The organism is Oceanimonas aquatica, from assembly GCF_030732065.1.
GTDB lineage: Bacteria > Pseudomonadota > Gammaproteobacteria > Enterobacterales > Aeromonadaceae > Oceanimonas.
The window spans coordinates 265,326-279,627 of the sequence record NZ_JAVBHX010000004.1 but is presented as its reverse complement, the minus strand read 5'-3'; the positions used below and the strand labels follow the sequence as shown (position 1 = coordinate 279,627).

Annotated in this window: 13 protein-coding genes; 6 read left to right on the top strand and 7 right to left on the bottom strand. The window is 59.4% G+C overall.

Annotation, left to right across the window (positions count from 1 at the left end; genetic code table 11):
- Nucleotides 1-106 precede the first annotated feature (106 nt).
- From cysN to Q9290_RS08135, 3 genes are all read left to right on the top strand, one after another.
- Complete coding sequence (gene cysN, locus Q9290_RS08145) at nucleotides 107-2,014, top strand: sulfate adenylyltransferase subunit CysN (protein WP_306079137.1); 1,908 nt, start codon at nucleotides 107-109, stop codon at nucleotides 2,012-2,014.
- Nucleotides 2,015-2,176: 162 nt separating this feature from the next.
- Nucleotides 2,177-2,974, top strand: coding sequence for a 3'(2'),5'-bisphosphate nucleotidase CysQ (gene cysQ / locus Q9290_RS08140; protein ID WP_306079136.1), 798 nt, complete (start codon nucleotides 2,177-2,179; stop codon nucleotides 2,972-2,974).
- A 31-nt stretch (nucleotides 2,975-3,005) separates the two neighbouring features.
- Nucleotides 3,006-5,105, top strand: a complete 2,100-nt coding sequence (locus Q9290_RS08135; RefSeq protein ID WP_371930906.1) for a capsular polysaccharide biosynthesis protein — start codon at nucleotides 3,006-3,008, stop codon at nucleotides 5,103-5,105.
- Nucleotides 5,106-5,131: 26 nt separating this feature from the next.
- Here Q9290_RS08135 and fghA read toward each other — a convergent pair whose 3' ends face one another.
- Together fghA and Q9290_RS08125 are read right to left on the bottom strand one after the other, a co-directional pair.
- Nucleotides 5,132-5,968 carry an S-formylglutathione hydrolase gene (fghA, locus tag Q9290_RS08130; protein ID WP_306079134.1) on the bottom strand — a complete coding sequence of 279 codons (837 nt, stop codon included), beginning with the start codon at nucleotides 5,966-5,968 and terminating at the stop codon, nucleotides 5,132-5,134.
- A gap of 129 nt (nucleotides 5,969-6,097) precedes the next feature.
- Nucleotides 6,098-7,222 (bottom strand): S-(hydroxymethyl)glutathione dehydrogenase/class III alcohol dehydrogenase, encoded by a 1,125-nt coding sequence (locus Q9290_RS08125; RefSeq protein ID WP_462806087.1) that lies wholly within the window; start codon nucleotides 7,220-7,222, stop codon nucleotides 6,098-6,100.
- A gap of 133 nt (nucleotides 7,223-7,355) precedes the next feature.
- On the opposite strand from Q9290_RS08125, the gene Q9290_RS08120 reads away from it, so the two are divergent.
- The 3 genes from Q9290_RS08120 to putP all read left to right on the top strand — a co-directional run bounded on the left by Q9290_RS08120 (nucleotide 7,356) and on the right by putP (nucleotide 10,753).
- The gene (locus Q9290_RS08120; protein ID WP_306079133.1) at nucleotides 7,356-8,225 is read left to right on the top strand and encodes a LysR family transcriptional regulator; all 870 of its coding nucleotides are present in this window, start codon (nucleotides 7,356-7,358) and stop codon (nucleotides 8,223-8,225) included.
- Between the two features lie 103 nt (nucleotides 8,226-8,328).
- Nucleotides 8,329-9,099: an AraC family transcriptional regulator gene (locus Q9290_RS08115; protein ID WP_306079132.1), complete on the top strand. Its 771-nt coding sequence runs from the start codon at nucleotides 8,329-8,331 to the stop codon at nucleotides 9,097-9,099.
- A 160-nt stretch (nucleotides 9,100-9,259) separates the two neighbouring features.
- Nucleotides 9,260-10,753, top strand: coding sequence for a sodium/proline symporter PutP (gene putP / locus Q9290_RS08110; protein WP_306079131.1), 1,494 nt, complete (start codon nucleotides 9,260-9,262; stop codon nucleotides 10,751-10,753).
- 67 nt (nucleotides 10,754-10,820) lie between these two features.
- Here the strand turns inward: putP and bfr (Q9290_RS08105) are convergent, their stop codons facing one another.
- The 5 genes from bfr (Q9290_RS08105) to Q9290_RS08085 form a co-directional block, all read right to left on the bottom strand.
- A complete protein-coding gene (gene bfr / locus Q9290_RS08105; RefSeq protein WP_306079130.1) occupies nucleotides 10,821-11,291 on the bottom strand; it encodes a bacterioferritin in 471 nt (156 codons plus the stop codon).
- A 12-nt stretch (nucleotides 11,292-11,303) separates the two neighbouring features.
- Nucleotides 11,304-11,768, bottom strand: coding sequence for a bacterioferritin (bfr, locus tag Q9290_RS08100; protein WP_306079129.1), 465 nt, complete (start codon nucleotides 11,766-11,768; stop codon nucleotides 11,304-11,306).
- 194 nt (nucleotides 11,769-11,962) lie between these two features.
- Nucleotides 11,963-13,126 (bottom strand): CehA/McbA family metallohydrolase domain-containing protein, encoded by a 1,164-nt coding sequence (locus Q9290_RS08095; protein WP_306079128.1) that lies wholly within the window; start codon nucleotides 13,124-13,126, stop codon nucleotides 11,963-11,965.
- Nucleotides 13,127-13,285: 159 nt separating this feature from the next.
- Nucleotides 13,286-13,678: a SpoIIAA family protein gene (locus Q9290_RS08090; RefSeq protein WP_306079127.1), complete on the bottom strand. Its 393-nt coding sequence runs from the start codon at nucleotides 13,676-13,678 to the stop codon at nucleotides 13,286-13,288.
- Between the two features lie 76 nt (nucleotides 13,679-13,754).
- Nucleotides 13,755-14,201: a MarR family winged helix-turn-helix transcriptional regulator gene (locus tag Q9290_RS08085; protein ID WP_306079126.1), complete on the bottom strand. Its 447-nt coding sequence runs from the start codon at nucleotides 14,199-14,201 to the stop codon at nucleotides 13,755-13,757.
- Between the last annotated feature and the right edge of the window lie 101 nt (nucleotides 14,202-14,302).

The following is a 14,302-nucleotide window of genomic DNA, read 5'->3' as shown; positions in this document are numbered from 1 at the left end:
CTTGCCGACATGCAGGGACACGCCCCAATCTACGGACTACAGGCAGTATTTTTATGCTCTTGCATGATGTGCGAGAGCCAAAACACAAGATTCAGAGGATTTCATCATGGCGCATCAATCGGATCTTATCGCCACTGATATTGAGCAATATCTGCAGCAGCACGAGAATAAGAGTCTGCTGCGTTTTATTACCTGCGGCAGCGTGGATGACGGCAAAAGCACCCTGATTGGGCGTTTGCTGTTTGAGTCCAAGATGCTGTTTGAAGATCAGCTCGCCGCCATGGAAGCCGATTCCAGAAAATACGGCACCCAGGGCGAAGACATCGACTTTGCGCTGCTGGTCGACGGCCTGGCCGCCGAGCGCGAGCAGGGCATCACCATTGACGTGGCCTACCGTTTCTTCTCCACCGACAAGCGCAAGTTCATCGTGGCCGACACCCCCGGACACGAGCAGTACACCCGCAACATGGTGACCGGCGCCTCCACCGCCGATGCCGCCATTCTGATGGTGGATGCGCGTAAAGGCATTCTGACCCAGACCCGCCGCCACAGCTATCTGATGTCGCTGCTGGGCATTCGCCATATTGTGGTGGCCATCAACAAGATGGATCTGGTGAACTACTCGGAAGAGACCTTTAACCGCATCAAGGAAGACTACGCTCAGTTTGCCGAGCAGCTCAACCTGGAAAGCATCACCTACATTCCGCTGTCGGCGTTCAAGGGCGACAACATTGTTGAGCCCAGCCAGAACATGACCTGGTACCACGGCACCACCCTGATGGGGTACCTGGAAACCGTGGAAGTGGACGACACCCGTATGCAGCGGGCCCCCTTCCGCTTGCCGGTGCAGTGGGTGAACCGCCCCAACCTCGACTTCCGTGGCTTCTCCGGCACCATCGCCAGCGGCGTGATCCAGCCCGGCGACCGCATTCGGGTGCTGCCGTCCGGCAAGGAAAGCACGGTGGAGCGCATTGTGGTGCACGGCGGCGATCTGGCTCAGGCCGTGGCCGGCCAGTCGGTGACCCTGACCCTGGCGGATGAAATTGATATTTCCCGTGGTGATGTGATCTCCACCACCGAGGATCCCATTGCCACCGCCGATCAGTTTGAGACCACCCTGGTGTGGATGCATGAAGACGCCCTGCTGCCGGGCCGCCCCTACCTGCTGAAGATCGGCACCAAAACCGTGACCGCCACCGTCACCGATATTAAATATCAGGTGAACGTGAACACCCTGGAGCACGTGGCCGCCAAGAAGCTGGATCTGAACGGCATTGCGGTGTGTAACCTCAGTCTGGACCGGGCCATTGCCTTTGATGACTACCAGAGCAACAAGGACACCGGCGGCTTTATTCTGATCGACCGGCTGAGCAACAATACCGTGGCCGCCGGCATGCTGAATTTCTCCCTGCGCCGCAGCCAGAACATTCATATGCAACACGTGGATGTGAACAAGGAAGCCCGCGCCCTCTCCAAAGGACAGAAGCCGGCGGTACTGTGGTTTACCGGTCTGTCCGGTGCCGGCAAGTCCACCATTGCCAATCGGGTGGAGAAAAAGCTGCACGCGCTGGGCAACCATACCTACCTGCTGGACGGCGACAACGTGCGCCACGGCCTGAACAAGGATCTGGGCTTCACCGATGCCGACCGGGTAGAAAACATTCGCCGGGTGGCGGAAGTATCCCGACTGATGGTGGATGCCGGCCTGCTGGTGCTCACTGCCTTTATCTCGCCGTTCCGCGCCGAGCGCCGCCTGGCCCGGGAAATGCTGGAAGAGGGTGAGTTTATTGAGGTGCACGTAGACACCCCGCTGAATGTAGCCGAAGAGCGTGACGTGAAGGGTCTGTATAAAAAGGCCCGCCGCGGCGAGCTGAAGAACTTCACCGGCATCGACTCGGCCTACGAGCAGCCCGAGAACCCGGAAATCCGCCTCGACACCACTCAGCTGAGTGCCGACGAAGCAGCCGATGCGGTGATTGCCGTGCTGAAAGAGCGGGGAATAATTACAGGATAAAAAACAGCTGTAAGTTAAACAGGCGTAGGTTGGCGATGAGCGTAGCGAATCCCAACATTTATACCGCCTGCCGGAATATTGGGACTCGTCCCAACCTACGATCTCGTTCTCTCTGCAGAACAGACTCCGGCCTTCGCCGGAGTGACGTTACAAGGAAATTAAATGTCTATTACTCAGGAATTGCTCAACCAGGTAGACGCCCTCGCCCGCCGGGCCGGCGACGCCATTATGGAAATCTACGGACGGGACTTTGCCGTTGAGCATAAACAGGATAACTCGCCGCTGACCGAGGCCGATGCCGCCGCGCACCACATCATTGCCGACGGCCTGGCCCGGCTTGAACTCAAAGCCCCCGTGCTGTCGGAAGAAGACACCGCCGGTTTTGCCGGTGCCGATGAGCACGGTCGTTACTGGCTGGTAGATCCGCTGGATGGGACCAAGGAGTTCATCAAGCGTAACGGCGAGTTCACCGTGAATATTGCCCTGATCGAAAACGGCAAACCGGTACTGGGTGTGGTGTATGCGCCGGCCCTGAATACGGGCTATGTGGCTGCCGAAGGCCTGGGGGCTTTTAAAACCGAAGGCGATGCAGCTCCGGTGGCCATCAGCGTAGCCGAACACCAGACCGGCACCCCCTGGCGCGTGGTGGGCAGCCGCTCTCATGGCGGTGGCGAGCTGCCGGCTCTGCTGGAAAAACTGGGTGAGCACCAGCTGGTGCCTATGGGCAGTTCACTCAAGCTGTGCCTGGTAGCAGAAAATGCCGCCGATATTTATCCTCGCCTTGGCCCTACCTCACTGTGGGACACCGGTGCCGCTCAGTGTGTGGTAGAGCAGGCCGGCGGCACCGTGGTGCAACTGAGCGGCGAACCGCTGAGTTACGCCAACACCAGGGAAGTACTCAACCCCTACTTTCTGGTGCTGGGCGAGAATGACGTGAACTGGCCGGCACTGTTTGCCTAAACAAGAAAAAGGGGTCGGAGTCATTTTTAAAATGACTCCGACCCCTTTTTTAATGATTGAGCCTTTTATGCTTCTAACCACATCTCTTGGCATCTGGCGCCAGCGCCGGGTGCTTAATGCTCTACTGGTGCCTCATTCCCTTGGACTTATGCCCAGCAACAGCCCCACTGCTGTAGTGGGCTGGGGCATGAAACCCAATACTGAAAAAGCCCGAAAATTGGCACAGCAGCGCGCTCTGCCTTTCTGGCAACTGGAAGACGGGTTTGTGGGTTATATCGGTCACCCGGCTGAGGGCGGGCAGCGGCTGTCACTGATCGTGGATGAAGTGGGTGTGTATTACGATGCCACCCGGCCAAGCCGCCTTGAGCACATGCTGCAGCACCTGGATTGGTGGAATGACGGCTGGCAGCAGCGGGCCAGAGCGCTGCGCCAGGCTCTGGTTGAGCATGGTATTACCAAATACAACTGTTATACCGGCAATGTGCTGCCTTCGGCGGTAGCAGCCAGGTTGGATAATACTCGCCCCAGGGTGCTGGTGATTGACCAGACCAAAGGCGATCAGTCGGTACGGCTGGGGCTGGCCAGCGAGCAGTCATTTGCCGATATGCTGACCGCCGCCAAAGCCGAAAATCCGGGCGCCCAGATTATTGTGCGCACGCACCCGGATGTATTGTTGGGCAAAAAGCGAGGCTATTTAACAGATGTAGCCGGTGACGATGTGCTGTTACTGGCCGACAGTGTGAATCCGTTTGCACTGATGGCAGAAGTAAACAAAGTATATACGGTTACCTCTCAGCTGGGCTTTGAGGCACTGCTGGCGGGCAAGCCGGTGGTATGTTTTGGTGTGCCCTTTTATGCCGGCTGGGGTGCAACCGATGACCGTGTTGCCGTGCCCCGCCGGGGCAAGCCGCGCACTGTGGAGCAGCTGCTGGCAGCGGCGTATGTTCGTTATTGTCGCTATGTTGATCCGGTAACCGGTGAACGCTGTGAGCCGGAAGCGCTGCTGGACCTGCTTCTGGCACAGCGCGCCCCTGTGCCTCAAGTGGATGAACTTTATGCGGTAGGCTTTTCACTGTGGCGGCGGCGGTTTGCGCCTTATTTTTTGCGCCGTTATGCCAGGAAAGTGACATTTGTTGATCGTATTCCGGACGCGATGGATTCCAGCCTTCAGCCGAATAATAAACAAGCCGTGCTGGTGTGGGGCCGTAAGTTTGAGTGTCAGCTGGCGAGCTGCTCTCTGCCGGTGTGGCGCATGGAAGACGGTTTTTTGCGCTCGGTGGGGCTGGGCTCGGATCTGCGACGGCCCGGCTCGCTGGTGATTGACTCTGTGGGCATGTATTACGATCCGCGCATGCCCAGCGCCATTGAGCAGCATTTAAAGCAACATGATTTTTCTGAGCTGGAGCTGAAACTGGGTGAACAGCTGTTAACGCACTTTCGCGAGCAGGCCCTGACCAAATATAACGTGGGCACTCGCAGCCAGCTGAACTGGCGGACACTGGCCGGAGAGCGCCGCATTATTCTGGTGCCGGGACAGGTGGATGATGATGCCTCTGTGCAGTTGGGCAGCCCTTTTGTGGCGGGCAATGCTGCTTTGCTTGAAGCGGTGCGGGCCGCTTACCCCGATGCTTTTATTGTGTTTAAGCCGCACCCGGATGTGGTGAGCGGTAACCGCCAGGGTCGGGTGCCGGAGAAGGTGCTGAACGCCTGTGTGGATTTGGTTGAAACCAGCGCCGGCATTGTAGACTGCCTGGATGCAGCCAACGCCGTGCATGTGCTGACTTCTTTAACCGGACTTGAGGCCTTGATACGCGGTAAGCCGGTAACCGTATGGGGACAGCCGTTTTATGCCGGCTGGGGCCTGACCACCGATATGCACCCGGTAGCACGCCGGGGCAGTGAGCTGCCCCTGGCGGCGCTGGTGTACGCCACTTATGCCTGGTATCCCACTTATGTGGATTACAAAACCGGCCTGTGCAGCACCCCGCTGCGTATGGCGCACCAGCTGGCTGAAGAGCGGAAAAATTACCGGGAGCCAACACACCCGGCAATGCTGTTTATGTATCGCCGGTGGCGGAAGCTGACGTATTTATGGGAGGCGTTTGCCCCTTCGGGGAGCCATAAGCCGTAAGCCGACATGTTGGGACTCGCCCCAACCTACCGACTTAAATGCTCCGCATGAAACCGCAGGTGCTCTTCAATAAAACTGGCGATGAAGTAGTAGCTGTGGTCGTAGCCGGGCTGCAAACGCAGCTCAAGAGCGGCACCGCTTTCTTCGGCAGCGGCCTGAAGCGCTTGCGGCTTGAGCTGCTCGGCCAGGAAGTTGTCGGCCTCGCCCTGATCCACCAGCATCGGCAATGAGCAGCCCTTTTCCTTAAGCAGCAGACTGGCGTCGTACTCGGCCCAGGCGGCCCTGTTCTCACCCAGGTAGGCGCCCAAGGCCTTGTGGCCCCAGGGGCAGTCGCTCGGGTTGGAGATGGGGGCAAAGGCCGATACCGACACAAAGCGCTCGGGGTTGCGCAGCGCCAGCACCAGGGCGCCGTGGCCTCCCATCGAGTGGCCACTGATGGCGCGCTTGCCGTTAAGCGGCAGTTCGCTTTCCACCAGCGCCGGCAGCTCGCTCAGCACATAATCATACATGCGGTAGTGGCTGCTCCAGGGCGCCTGGGTAGCATTGACGTAAAAGCCGGCACCCAGGCCCAGATCGTAGGCGCCGTCGGCATCGTCGGCCACGCCTTCACCCCGGGGGCTGGTGTCGGGAATGATCAGCGCCAGCCCAAGCTCGGCAGCCACGCGCTGGGCACCGGCCTTGGATGAAAAGTTCTCGTCGGTGCAGGTTAACCCCGACAGCCAGTACACCGCCGGCACCGGCCCCTGCTCGGCCTGGGGCGGCAGAAACACGGAAAACTGCATGCTGCAATTAAGAGTGTGGGAGTCGTGATGATAGCGGATCTGGCGACCGCCAAAGCACTTTTGCTCTTGTACAAGTTGCATTGAGGATCCCTTGTAAAACGATGACAGGTTGCTGTCGCCCCCGCGAGAGCGGGGGCCCATGTCACGGCTCGGCGCCGCTGGCATGGATTCCCGCCTGCGCGGGAATGACGGCCTGAAAGAGTCCTGAACTTACTTGTTGTACAGGATCACGGAGCGAATGGACTTGCCTTCGTGCATCAGGTCAAAGGCGTGGTTGATGTCGTCCAGGCCCATGGTGTGGGTGATGAAGGTATCCAGCTCGAACTCGCCGTTCATGTACTGCTCAACGATACCGGGCAGCTGGGAGCGGCCTTTTACGCCGCCAAAGGCGGAGCCTTTCCAGACCCGGCCGGTCACCAGCTGGAACGGACGAGTGGAGATCTCGGCGCCGGCCGGAGCCACACCAATGATCACCGACTCGCCCCAGCCCTTGTGGCAGGCTTCCAGTGCGGAGCGCATCACCTTGACGTTGCCGATGCACTCAAAGGAGAAGTCCACGCCACCGTCGGTCATTTCCACGATCACGTCCTGGATCGGCTTGTCAAACTTGCTCGGGTTCACGCAGTCGGTGGCGCCCAGTTTTTTGGCGATTTCGAACTTGTCTTCGTTGATGTCGACGGCAATGATGCGGCTGGCCTTGGCCTGCACTGCACCGATGATCACCGCCAGGCCAATGCCGCCCAGGCCAAATACGGCTACGGTGTCGCCTTCCTGCACGTTGGCGGTGTTCTTGACCGCGCCCATGCCGGTGGTAACGCCGCAACCCAGCAGGCAAACCTTCTCCAGCGGTGCTTCGGGGCTGATTTTGGCCAGGGAGATTTCCGGCACTACAGTGTGCTCGGCAAAGGTGGAGCAACCCATGTAGTGGAAAATCGGCTTGCCGTCCTTGAAGAAACGGGTGGTGCCGTCGGGCATCAGGCCCTTGCCCTGAGTGGCGCGTACCGCCTGGCACAGGTTGGTTTTACCGGATTTACAGAACTTGCACTCGCCACACTCGGCGGTATACAGCGGAATAACGTGGTCACCCACCTGCAGGCTGGTCACACCCTCGCCCACGGCTTCCACGATGCCGGCGCCTTCATGACCCAGAATGGACGGAAACACGCCTTCGGCATCGTCGCCGGACAGGGTATAGGCGTCGGTATGGCAAACACCGGTGGCCACAATGCGCACCAGCACTTCGCCTTTCTGGGGGGGCATCAGATCCACTTCTTCAATGCTGAGCGGCTTGCCCGGTTCCCAGGCGACGGCGGCGCGGGTTTTCATCATTTCCATGGTTGGCTCCTGTTTACTTTCAATGTTGTCTTTTGTGTGAAGCGCAGCCGCGCTTCGTATGGTGGTTATTGTATTACAGCCCCGGTTGATGATAATGCTCAGCACAGCAAATCATCTTTACCAGTGAGTAACAATGACCAACTGGGAAGGCATTAACGAGTTCATTAGTGTAGTGGAAAGCGAGAGCTTCACCGCCGCCGCCCGCCGGCTGAACGTGTCGGTGGCCCATGTCAGCCGACGCATCAATCAGCTGGAAAAGCGGCTGGGGGCCAAGCTGCTGTACCGCACTACCCGCAAGCTCAATCTGACCGAGACCGGGCGACTCTACTACCGCCAGGTGCGCCGGGTACAGGACGAATTGCAGGCCGCCGAACAGCAGGTCATGGCGATGGAGGGCAACCCGGCGGGCAAGCTGCGCATTACCGCGCCTGTCTATTATGGCGAGCAGTTTCTGGCCCCGCTGGTGAACGACTTTCTGCTGCGCTATCCGGAGCTGAAGCTCGACATGGTGCTTACCAACCAGACGGTGGATCTGGTGCAGGAAGGGTTCGATCTGGCCATTCGCCTCGGCACCCTCGACTCCTCCAGCCTGATGTGCCGCAAGCTGGCCAGGCGCACTCAGTACCTGTGCGCCGCCCCCGGTTACCTGGCACGCTTCGGCACACCACAGCATATTGGTGATCTGGTCCGGCATCGTTGTCTGGCGGGCACCGTGGATCACTGGCGTTTTGTGGAGGATGGCAAGCCCCGCGCCTTTCGGCTGCAACCGGGCTGGCACTGCAACTCGGGGCTGGCCTTGAAGGACGCCGCCATCAAGGGCCTGGGCATAGTACAGCTGCCGGATTATTACGTGACCGCAGAGCTGGAAAAAGGGCTGCTGGTGAGCCTGCTCGATGAGTACCGGCTGCCGGACGACGGCGTCTGGGTGGTCTACCCCAATAACCGGCATCTGTCGCCGCGGGTGCGGCTGCTGGTGGATTATCTGGTGGAGCAACTGGGTTAGGGCTCACCATGGCGCTGAACGGAGCCCAGCTGACTTTGTTCCGGTGCCAGGTATACAATTGGCCATATTCCAGACAGCCCGCCCCAGCCGACAGGAAGCCGACATGCTCTCGTTCAAGCCTTGTGAAATTCTGACGCTGCCCGCCGAAATGGCCACCCACCAGCACCACTACAACCAGATGGTGATCGGCCTCAACGGGCAAACCGAATTCGACATCAACGGCAACGGCACCCTGCTCGGCCCCGGCCAGGGCTGCCTGGTGGCCTCGGAGCAGGATCACGCCTTTGGTGGTCTGGGACGCAACAGCATACTGGTGGTCAACCTGCCGCCGATCGCCGCCCCATGGGGGCCCGGCGGTAAAGAGCGATTGTCGGACTTGTTCGACAAACCCCGTTACTTCCAGCTGCCGTCCCAGGCCCGGCAGTTGGTGGCGGCACTGACTCAGGAAATCAGCAGTCACCCCGAAGACCAACTGCTCGGTCAGGCCTGCGCCCATACCCTGATGTGCGCACTGCAGCGACACATGACCGTTGCCGGCGGCCGCCCCCGGCGCACGCAGCTCAACCTGGATCTGATAGACGATTACATAACGCAGCACCTGCACCGCAAGATCACGGTGCCCCAGCTGGCCGGTTGTGCCTTTCTGGGAGAAAGCCAGTTTCACCTGCTGTTCAAGGAGCAAACCGGGCTGTCACCCTATCAGTACGTGCTGAAGAAGAGGCTGGCCGAAGCTTCCCGGCTGCTGAGCAACAGCCAGCTCAGCCTGTCAGACATTGCCCAGCATTGCGGTTTCTCCAGCCAGAGCCTGTTTACCCAGGTGTTTAGCCGGCATCAGGGGGTGTCTCCGGCCCGTTACCGCAAAATGCACGCCTGATCACATCCCCGCCGCGACCGGCGTTTTGCTAAAAAATGCCGGAGCATTGCAAAAGACGCCCTTTCAACCAGGCTTTACCATCTTCCGCTGTAACAAGATATTAACCAACAGCCATACTCAGGCACACGCAAGTCAGGAATCCATCCCGGAGGAACAGGGAATGATTGAGTCTAATTATGCCATTACCGGCACCTTTATTGTTTATTTGCTGGGCATGCTGGCCATCGGCTACTACGCCTACAAACGCACCGCCAGCTCGGCCGATTATTTTCTCGGCGGACGCTCACTCGGCCCCTGGCCGGCGGCCATTTCCGCCGGCGCTTCCGACATGAGCGGCTGGCTGCTGCTCGGCCTGCCCGGCTACGCCTATGTGGCGGGCATCGAATCTCTCTGGCTGGCCGGTGGCCTGCTGCTGGGCACCTGGGCCAACTGGCAGTTCTGCGCCAAGCGGCTGCGCACCTACACCATCGAGACCGATAACGCCCTGACCATTCCCGAGTATCTGTCTCGCCGGTTTGAAGACAACTCCAAGCTGCTGCAGACCATAGCCGCCTTTTTCATTCTGCTGTTCTTCCTGTTTTACACCAGCTCGGGACTGGTGGCCGGCGGCAAGCTGTTTGAAACCGTATTCGGACTGGATTACCAGATTGCCGTGGTGGCCGGCACCGTCTGCATCGTCTCCTATACCCTGTTCGGCGGCTTTCTGGCGGTGTCCTGGACCGATCTGGTGCAGGGCCTGCTGATGGCGGCGGCACTGATGTTCGTGCCCATCGCCGCCATGGAAGGGGGTTTTGGTCAGCTCGGCCAGGATCTTTCCGCCATCAACCCCGAACTGCTGACGCTGTGGAACGACATCAACGGCGAACCGCTGTCGCTGGTCGCCATTGCTTCGCTCGCCGCCTGGGGCCTGGGTTATTTTGGCCAGCCCCACATTCTGGCGCGGTTCAAGGCAACCCGCAGCAACAAGGACATCGGCACCGCCCGCCGCATTGCCGTCAGCTGGAGTCTGCTGTCGATGGCCGGCGCCGTCATGGTGGGCATGGTGGGCCTGCTTTATGTGCAACAGCAGGGCGACGCCCTGGCCGACAGCGAGACCATCTTTATGGTGCTGGTGAACGCCCTGTTTCATCCGGTGATCGCCGGCATTCTGCTGGCCGCCATTCTGGCCGCCATCATGAGTACCGCCGACTCCCAGTTGCTGGTGTCCTCCTCGGCGCTGGCGGAAGATTTTTACCGGCGGGTATTCAGGCCCGATGCCAGCTCACAAAGCATCGTGAACGTGGGCCGCTTTGCGGTCATCGCGCTGTCGGTTATCGCCCTGATACTGGCCTTCAACCCCGACAGCACAGTGCTGGGCCTGGTGTCCTATGCCTGGGCCGGCTTTGGCGCCGCCTTTGGCCCGGCGCTGCTGTTCAGCCTGTACTGGCGCAACATGAACCGTAACGGCGCCCTGGCCGGTGTACTGACGGGCGGTGTGACCGTGGTGGTGTGGAAACAGCTCTCCGGCGGACTGTTCGACCTGTACGAAATCGTGCCCGGCTTTGTCTTTGCCTCGCTCGCCATTGTACTGGTCAGCACCCTGACCGGTGGTGCCAGCACCTCGGTCGGCGCCACCTTCGACCGTTACCGAAAGAGTCTTGATACCCTGGACTGATTCAAAGGCTCAAAAACCAAAGGCCGGCAACTTGCCGGCCTTTTTTATGTATGCGATAAGCGCTTGCTCAGCCCATCTGCGACTGCAGGTAGTTCGGCAGGCCAATGCGCTGGATCAGGCCCAGCTGCTGCTCCAGCCAGTGGGTGTGGTCGTTCTCGGTGTCTTCCAGCAACACCTGCAGCATGTTGCGGGTCTGATAGTCCTGCTCCTGTTCGCACAGGGCCATGACCTTGCGCAGATCCTCGATCACCTTGTATTCCAGGTTCAGATCGCTCTGCAGCATGGAGGGAACGTCCTTGCCGATGTTAAGCGGTACCCGGGTCACCATGTCGGGGGTGCCTTCCAGAAACAGAATGCGCTCAATCAGCTTGGAGGCATGGCCCTTTTCGTCTTCGAATTCGTGATCGATGCGCTCAAACAGCTTGGCCAGGCCCCAGTCTTCATACATGCGGGAATGGATAAAGTACTGATCCATGGCGCTCAGCTCGCCGGCCAGCAGCTCGTTCAGCGCGGCAATAATTTGCTGGTTACCTTTCATTGTTGTGCTCCCTTACAGTTGCGACTGCTGGTAATTCTCAAGGCCAATTTTACCAATCAGGTCAAGCTGGGTATCAATCCAGTCCAGATGGCCTTCTTCGTATTCTTCCAGTCCGCACAGCAGCTCGCGAGACACGAAATCCTGCACCGACTCACAGTAGGCGATGGCTTCTTTCAGCACCTGCAACTGCTCTTCCACCTGCTGGCGATCACAGCTCAGCATTTCTTCGGTGTTTTCACCAATACGCAACCGGTTGAGGTGCTGCAGGTTGGGCAGGCCTTCGAGAAACAGAATGCGCTCGATCAGTTCATCGGCCTGCTTCATGTCCTTGATGGACTTCTTGTATTCCCGCTCGTTGAGCTGGTTCAGGCCCCAGTTCTTGAACATGCGGGCATGCAGAAAATACTGGTTGATGGAGGTCAGCTCGATACTGAGCACCTGATTCAGGTACTCAATGACTTTCTTGTCGCCTTTCATAACCACTCTCCCCTTTGAATCGTGGGCCTAAGGATAGACGGCAATCACACTTTTTTCAAATACAGCTCAAATATAAGTTACTGATTTAATTGGATTTAAGTGGTAACAAGAACGAATGGCATTTACCCTTTTGCTGCGAAGGCGGCCGCTTAAAAAACAGGCCGGCATGGCCGGCCTCGTTGTAACACAAGGGATTATTCGATCCATATGGGATTGGAATAGGCGCGTTTGCCCTCGCGATCTTCCACCACCCACTGCATCCAGGTGTGATTGGGGGGCACGGGCACCCCGGTTCTGAACCACCTGGCGCCATTGATCTTCCAGCCGGCCACCTGTTTGCCGTCCAGCCATACCTCGGCCTTGGCCAGGCCAACCTCGGAGCGAAACTCCACCTGACTTTCGCTGAAGGGTTTGGCGGTGCCGCCGAAATTGGTGGTGATGGGGTAAACCTGAGGCCCAAAGCTCAGAAAACTGTGGCCCTTGCCGGCGGCGCTGGCATAGCCGGCGCTCCCCCGGCCATTCGGGGTATAGGCATAGAGCTTGCCGTTGCCGGCCCCCAGATACACCCTTTCACCCTTGCTCCAGCGCTGGCGCAGATCTTTCAGCTGAGCGTCAAAGCCCTCGGTCACCGGCCTCAGCTCCAGCAGCGCCAGCTCGGCCTGGCCCAAACCGCTATAGAAGGGCTTGTCGGCATTCAACGCCCCCAGGGAGCCGGCGCTGAGCCAGGCGCTGACGTCACCGCCTTTGCGCTGCTGGCGCAGATCGTCGCTGGCATGAAGCAGGCCCAGCTCATTTTGCAGGCTGGCGGCGGTCCAGTGAGACTGCACCATGTTGGGCATGTCGTTGTAGTCGGAGCCAGCCGGTGCTGCGCCGCTGTTGCGCTGCAGGCGGTAGCCGGCAAGGCGGGCCTTGCCCTGGGGCAGCCTGGTGAAAAGGCGAATACCGGCGTCGTCCCGGTTCACCTCGTAGCGGCTGACCAGCAGCTGTCCGTGCCAGCGCCGTTTCAACTCAATCACCAGCCGGCGCTCGCTTTGCTCCAGCACCTCGATGTGAGCCGAAGAAGGCTCGCCCTCCCCGGGCACAACGTCGAGGCTTTGCACCAGATCCGGGCCGTAGCGGCCCTGCTCGACCAGCGCCAGATCCACCAGGGCCCCGCTGTTGGCGCTGATTGCAAAGGCGAAATACGGTGTGCGTACCGTAATGTCCTGCTCGCCGGTGGCATTGCCCCCTTCGATAAAGGTGGGTCCGCGAGTCAGCTCCAAAGTTGCCGCGGCGTTGCCGGCATCACCGCCCTGTGAGGCGCAGGCAGAAAGCACCAGGGCTGCCAGCAGGGTCAGCCCGGTTTGATAAAAGCGCATGTTGAACACCCCGATATGAATAAAACTGCCGTGAATTCTGACAGCTTGCAGGCGGAACTCAATAGCCTGCAGCCATGCTGCAGGCTAATACCACGACAGTCCGCGGTTGCAGCTGAAACCCGGCGCGGTGCAAGGGCTCGAGTGCGACCAAAGCCGTCGTCAGGGTTGCTCACCATCAAGCCAGGCCTCGGCCTCACTCCGGCTTTCAAAGTATTTCACCTGGCTGCCGAGCATAAACCAGTCCACCAGGGTCGCCATGATCTTTTCCTTGAGATTGCAGCCCACAATGGCCAGCCTGCTGAACTCGTCGCCGTGCTTTTGCGTAAAGCGAATGTCTTCCCAGAAGGCGCGGGCCTCCCAGCCGCTGAAGCCGGTAAGGTCCACTAGCGCGAAAATACGTGGCTTGTCCATGGCCGCCAGCTCCTGCTCCAGATGCTGTTCCATTTCCCTGAAGTCGTCGTAGGCGATGTCGCCGAAAATACGCAGGTGCAGACGCAGGGTACGATTGTCCCGGCGCGTCATTTCCGCTTCCATTCCGTGAGCCTTGAGCATGGCCGTCTCCTTGAACGAGTGAGTGTGGCACTAAGTATAGAGCCGCCTGACCCACTTCCACCCGCAACCGCCCCTGTTACATGCGCTCCAGTTGTTCCAGCAGCTGGTTAAGGTGGCTGAGCAGAGCGCCGGTGTCGCCGTTGGCCAGGCCCTGAGCCAGGCGGGACTCCCACTCCAGCACTCTGGGGACCATACGCCGGTAGAGCGCCTGGCCTTGCCGGGTAAGGGCGATGCGTGCCGCGCGCTGATCCCGGGGGCTGGGCGTGCGCCGGATCACGCCCTTGTCTTCCAGCCCCTGCAGCGCACGGGACACCTTGACCTTATCCATGCAGGTGAGTTCGGCCAGCTCCCGGGCAATACGGGCTTCTCCCTGGCCCAGCACCGCCAGCAAGCGCCACTCGGGCCGGGTAATGCCAAACTCCCGGCGGTAAAACACCGCCAGCTCACTGCTCACCCGCTCGGCCACCTGCATCAGTTTGTAGGGAAGAAAACGTTCCAGCTCAAAGTCGTCCTTGTCATCCATTGGTGGTTCCTGTCAGTCCGTGAAGGTGCGAAGTGTAACCATTTTCACCCTCTCCTTTGAAGAGGCCACATAACAGGGTGAGCGGCTATAGTGAGTAAGGT

What these genes read in the sequence shown, in the direction of transcription:
- cysN (WP_306079137.1), top strand. Translation starts at nt 107, where the DNA reads ATGGCGCATCAATCGGATCTTATCGCCACTGATATTGAGCAATATCTG.
- cysQ (WP_306079136.1), top strand. Translation starts at nt 2,177, where the DNA reads ATGTCTATTACTCAGGAATTGCTCAACCAGGTAGACGCCCTCGCCCGC.
- Q9290_RS08135 (WP_371930906.1), top strand. Translation starts at nt 3,006, where the DNA reads ATGACTCCGACCCCTTTTTTAATGATTGAGCCTTTTATGCTTCTAACC.
- fghA (WP_306079134.1), bottom strand. Translation starts at nt 5,968, where the DNA reads ATGCAACTTGTACAAGAGCAAAAGTGCTTTGGCGGTCGCCAGATCCGC.
- Q9290_RS08125 (WP_462806087.1), bottom strand. Translation starts at nt 7,222, where the DNA reads ATGGAAATGATGAAAACCCGCGCCGCCGTCGCCTGGGAACCGGGCAAG.
- Q9290_RS08120 (WP_306079133.1), top strand. Translation starts at nt 7,356, where the DNA reads ATGACCAACTGGGAAGGCATTAACGAGTTCATTAGTGTAGTGGAAAGC.
- Q9290_RS08115 (WP_306079132.1), top strand. Translation starts at nt 8,329, where the DNA reads ATGCTCTCGTTCAAGCCTTGTGAAATTCTGACGCTGCCCGCCGAAATG.
- putP (WP_306079131.1), top strand. Translation starts at nt 9,260, where the DNA reads ATGATTGAGTCTAATTATGCCATTACCGGCACCTTTATTGTTTATTTG.
- bfr (WP_306079130.1), bottom strand. Translation starts at nt 11,291, where the DNA reads ATGAAAGGTAACCAGCAAATTATTGCCGCGCTGAACGAGCTGCTGGCC.
- bfr (WP_306079129.1), bottom strand. Translation starts at nt 11,768, where the DNA reads ATGAAAGGCGACAAGAAAGTCATTGAGTACCTGAATCAGGTGCTCAGT.
- Q9290_RS08095 (WP_306079128.1), bottom strand. Translation starts at nt 13,126, where the DNA reads ATGCGCTTTTATCAAACCGGGCTGACCCTGCTGGCAGCCCTGGTGCTT.
- Q9290_RS08090 (WP_306079127.1), bottom strand. Translation starts at nt 13,678, where the DNA reads ATGCTCAAGGCTCACGGAATGGAAGCGGAAATGACGCGCCGGGACAAT.
- Q9290_RS08085 (WP_306079126.1), bottom strand. Translation starts at nt 14,201, where the DNA reads ATGGATGACAAGGACGACTTTGAGCTGGAACGTTTTCTTCCCTACAAA.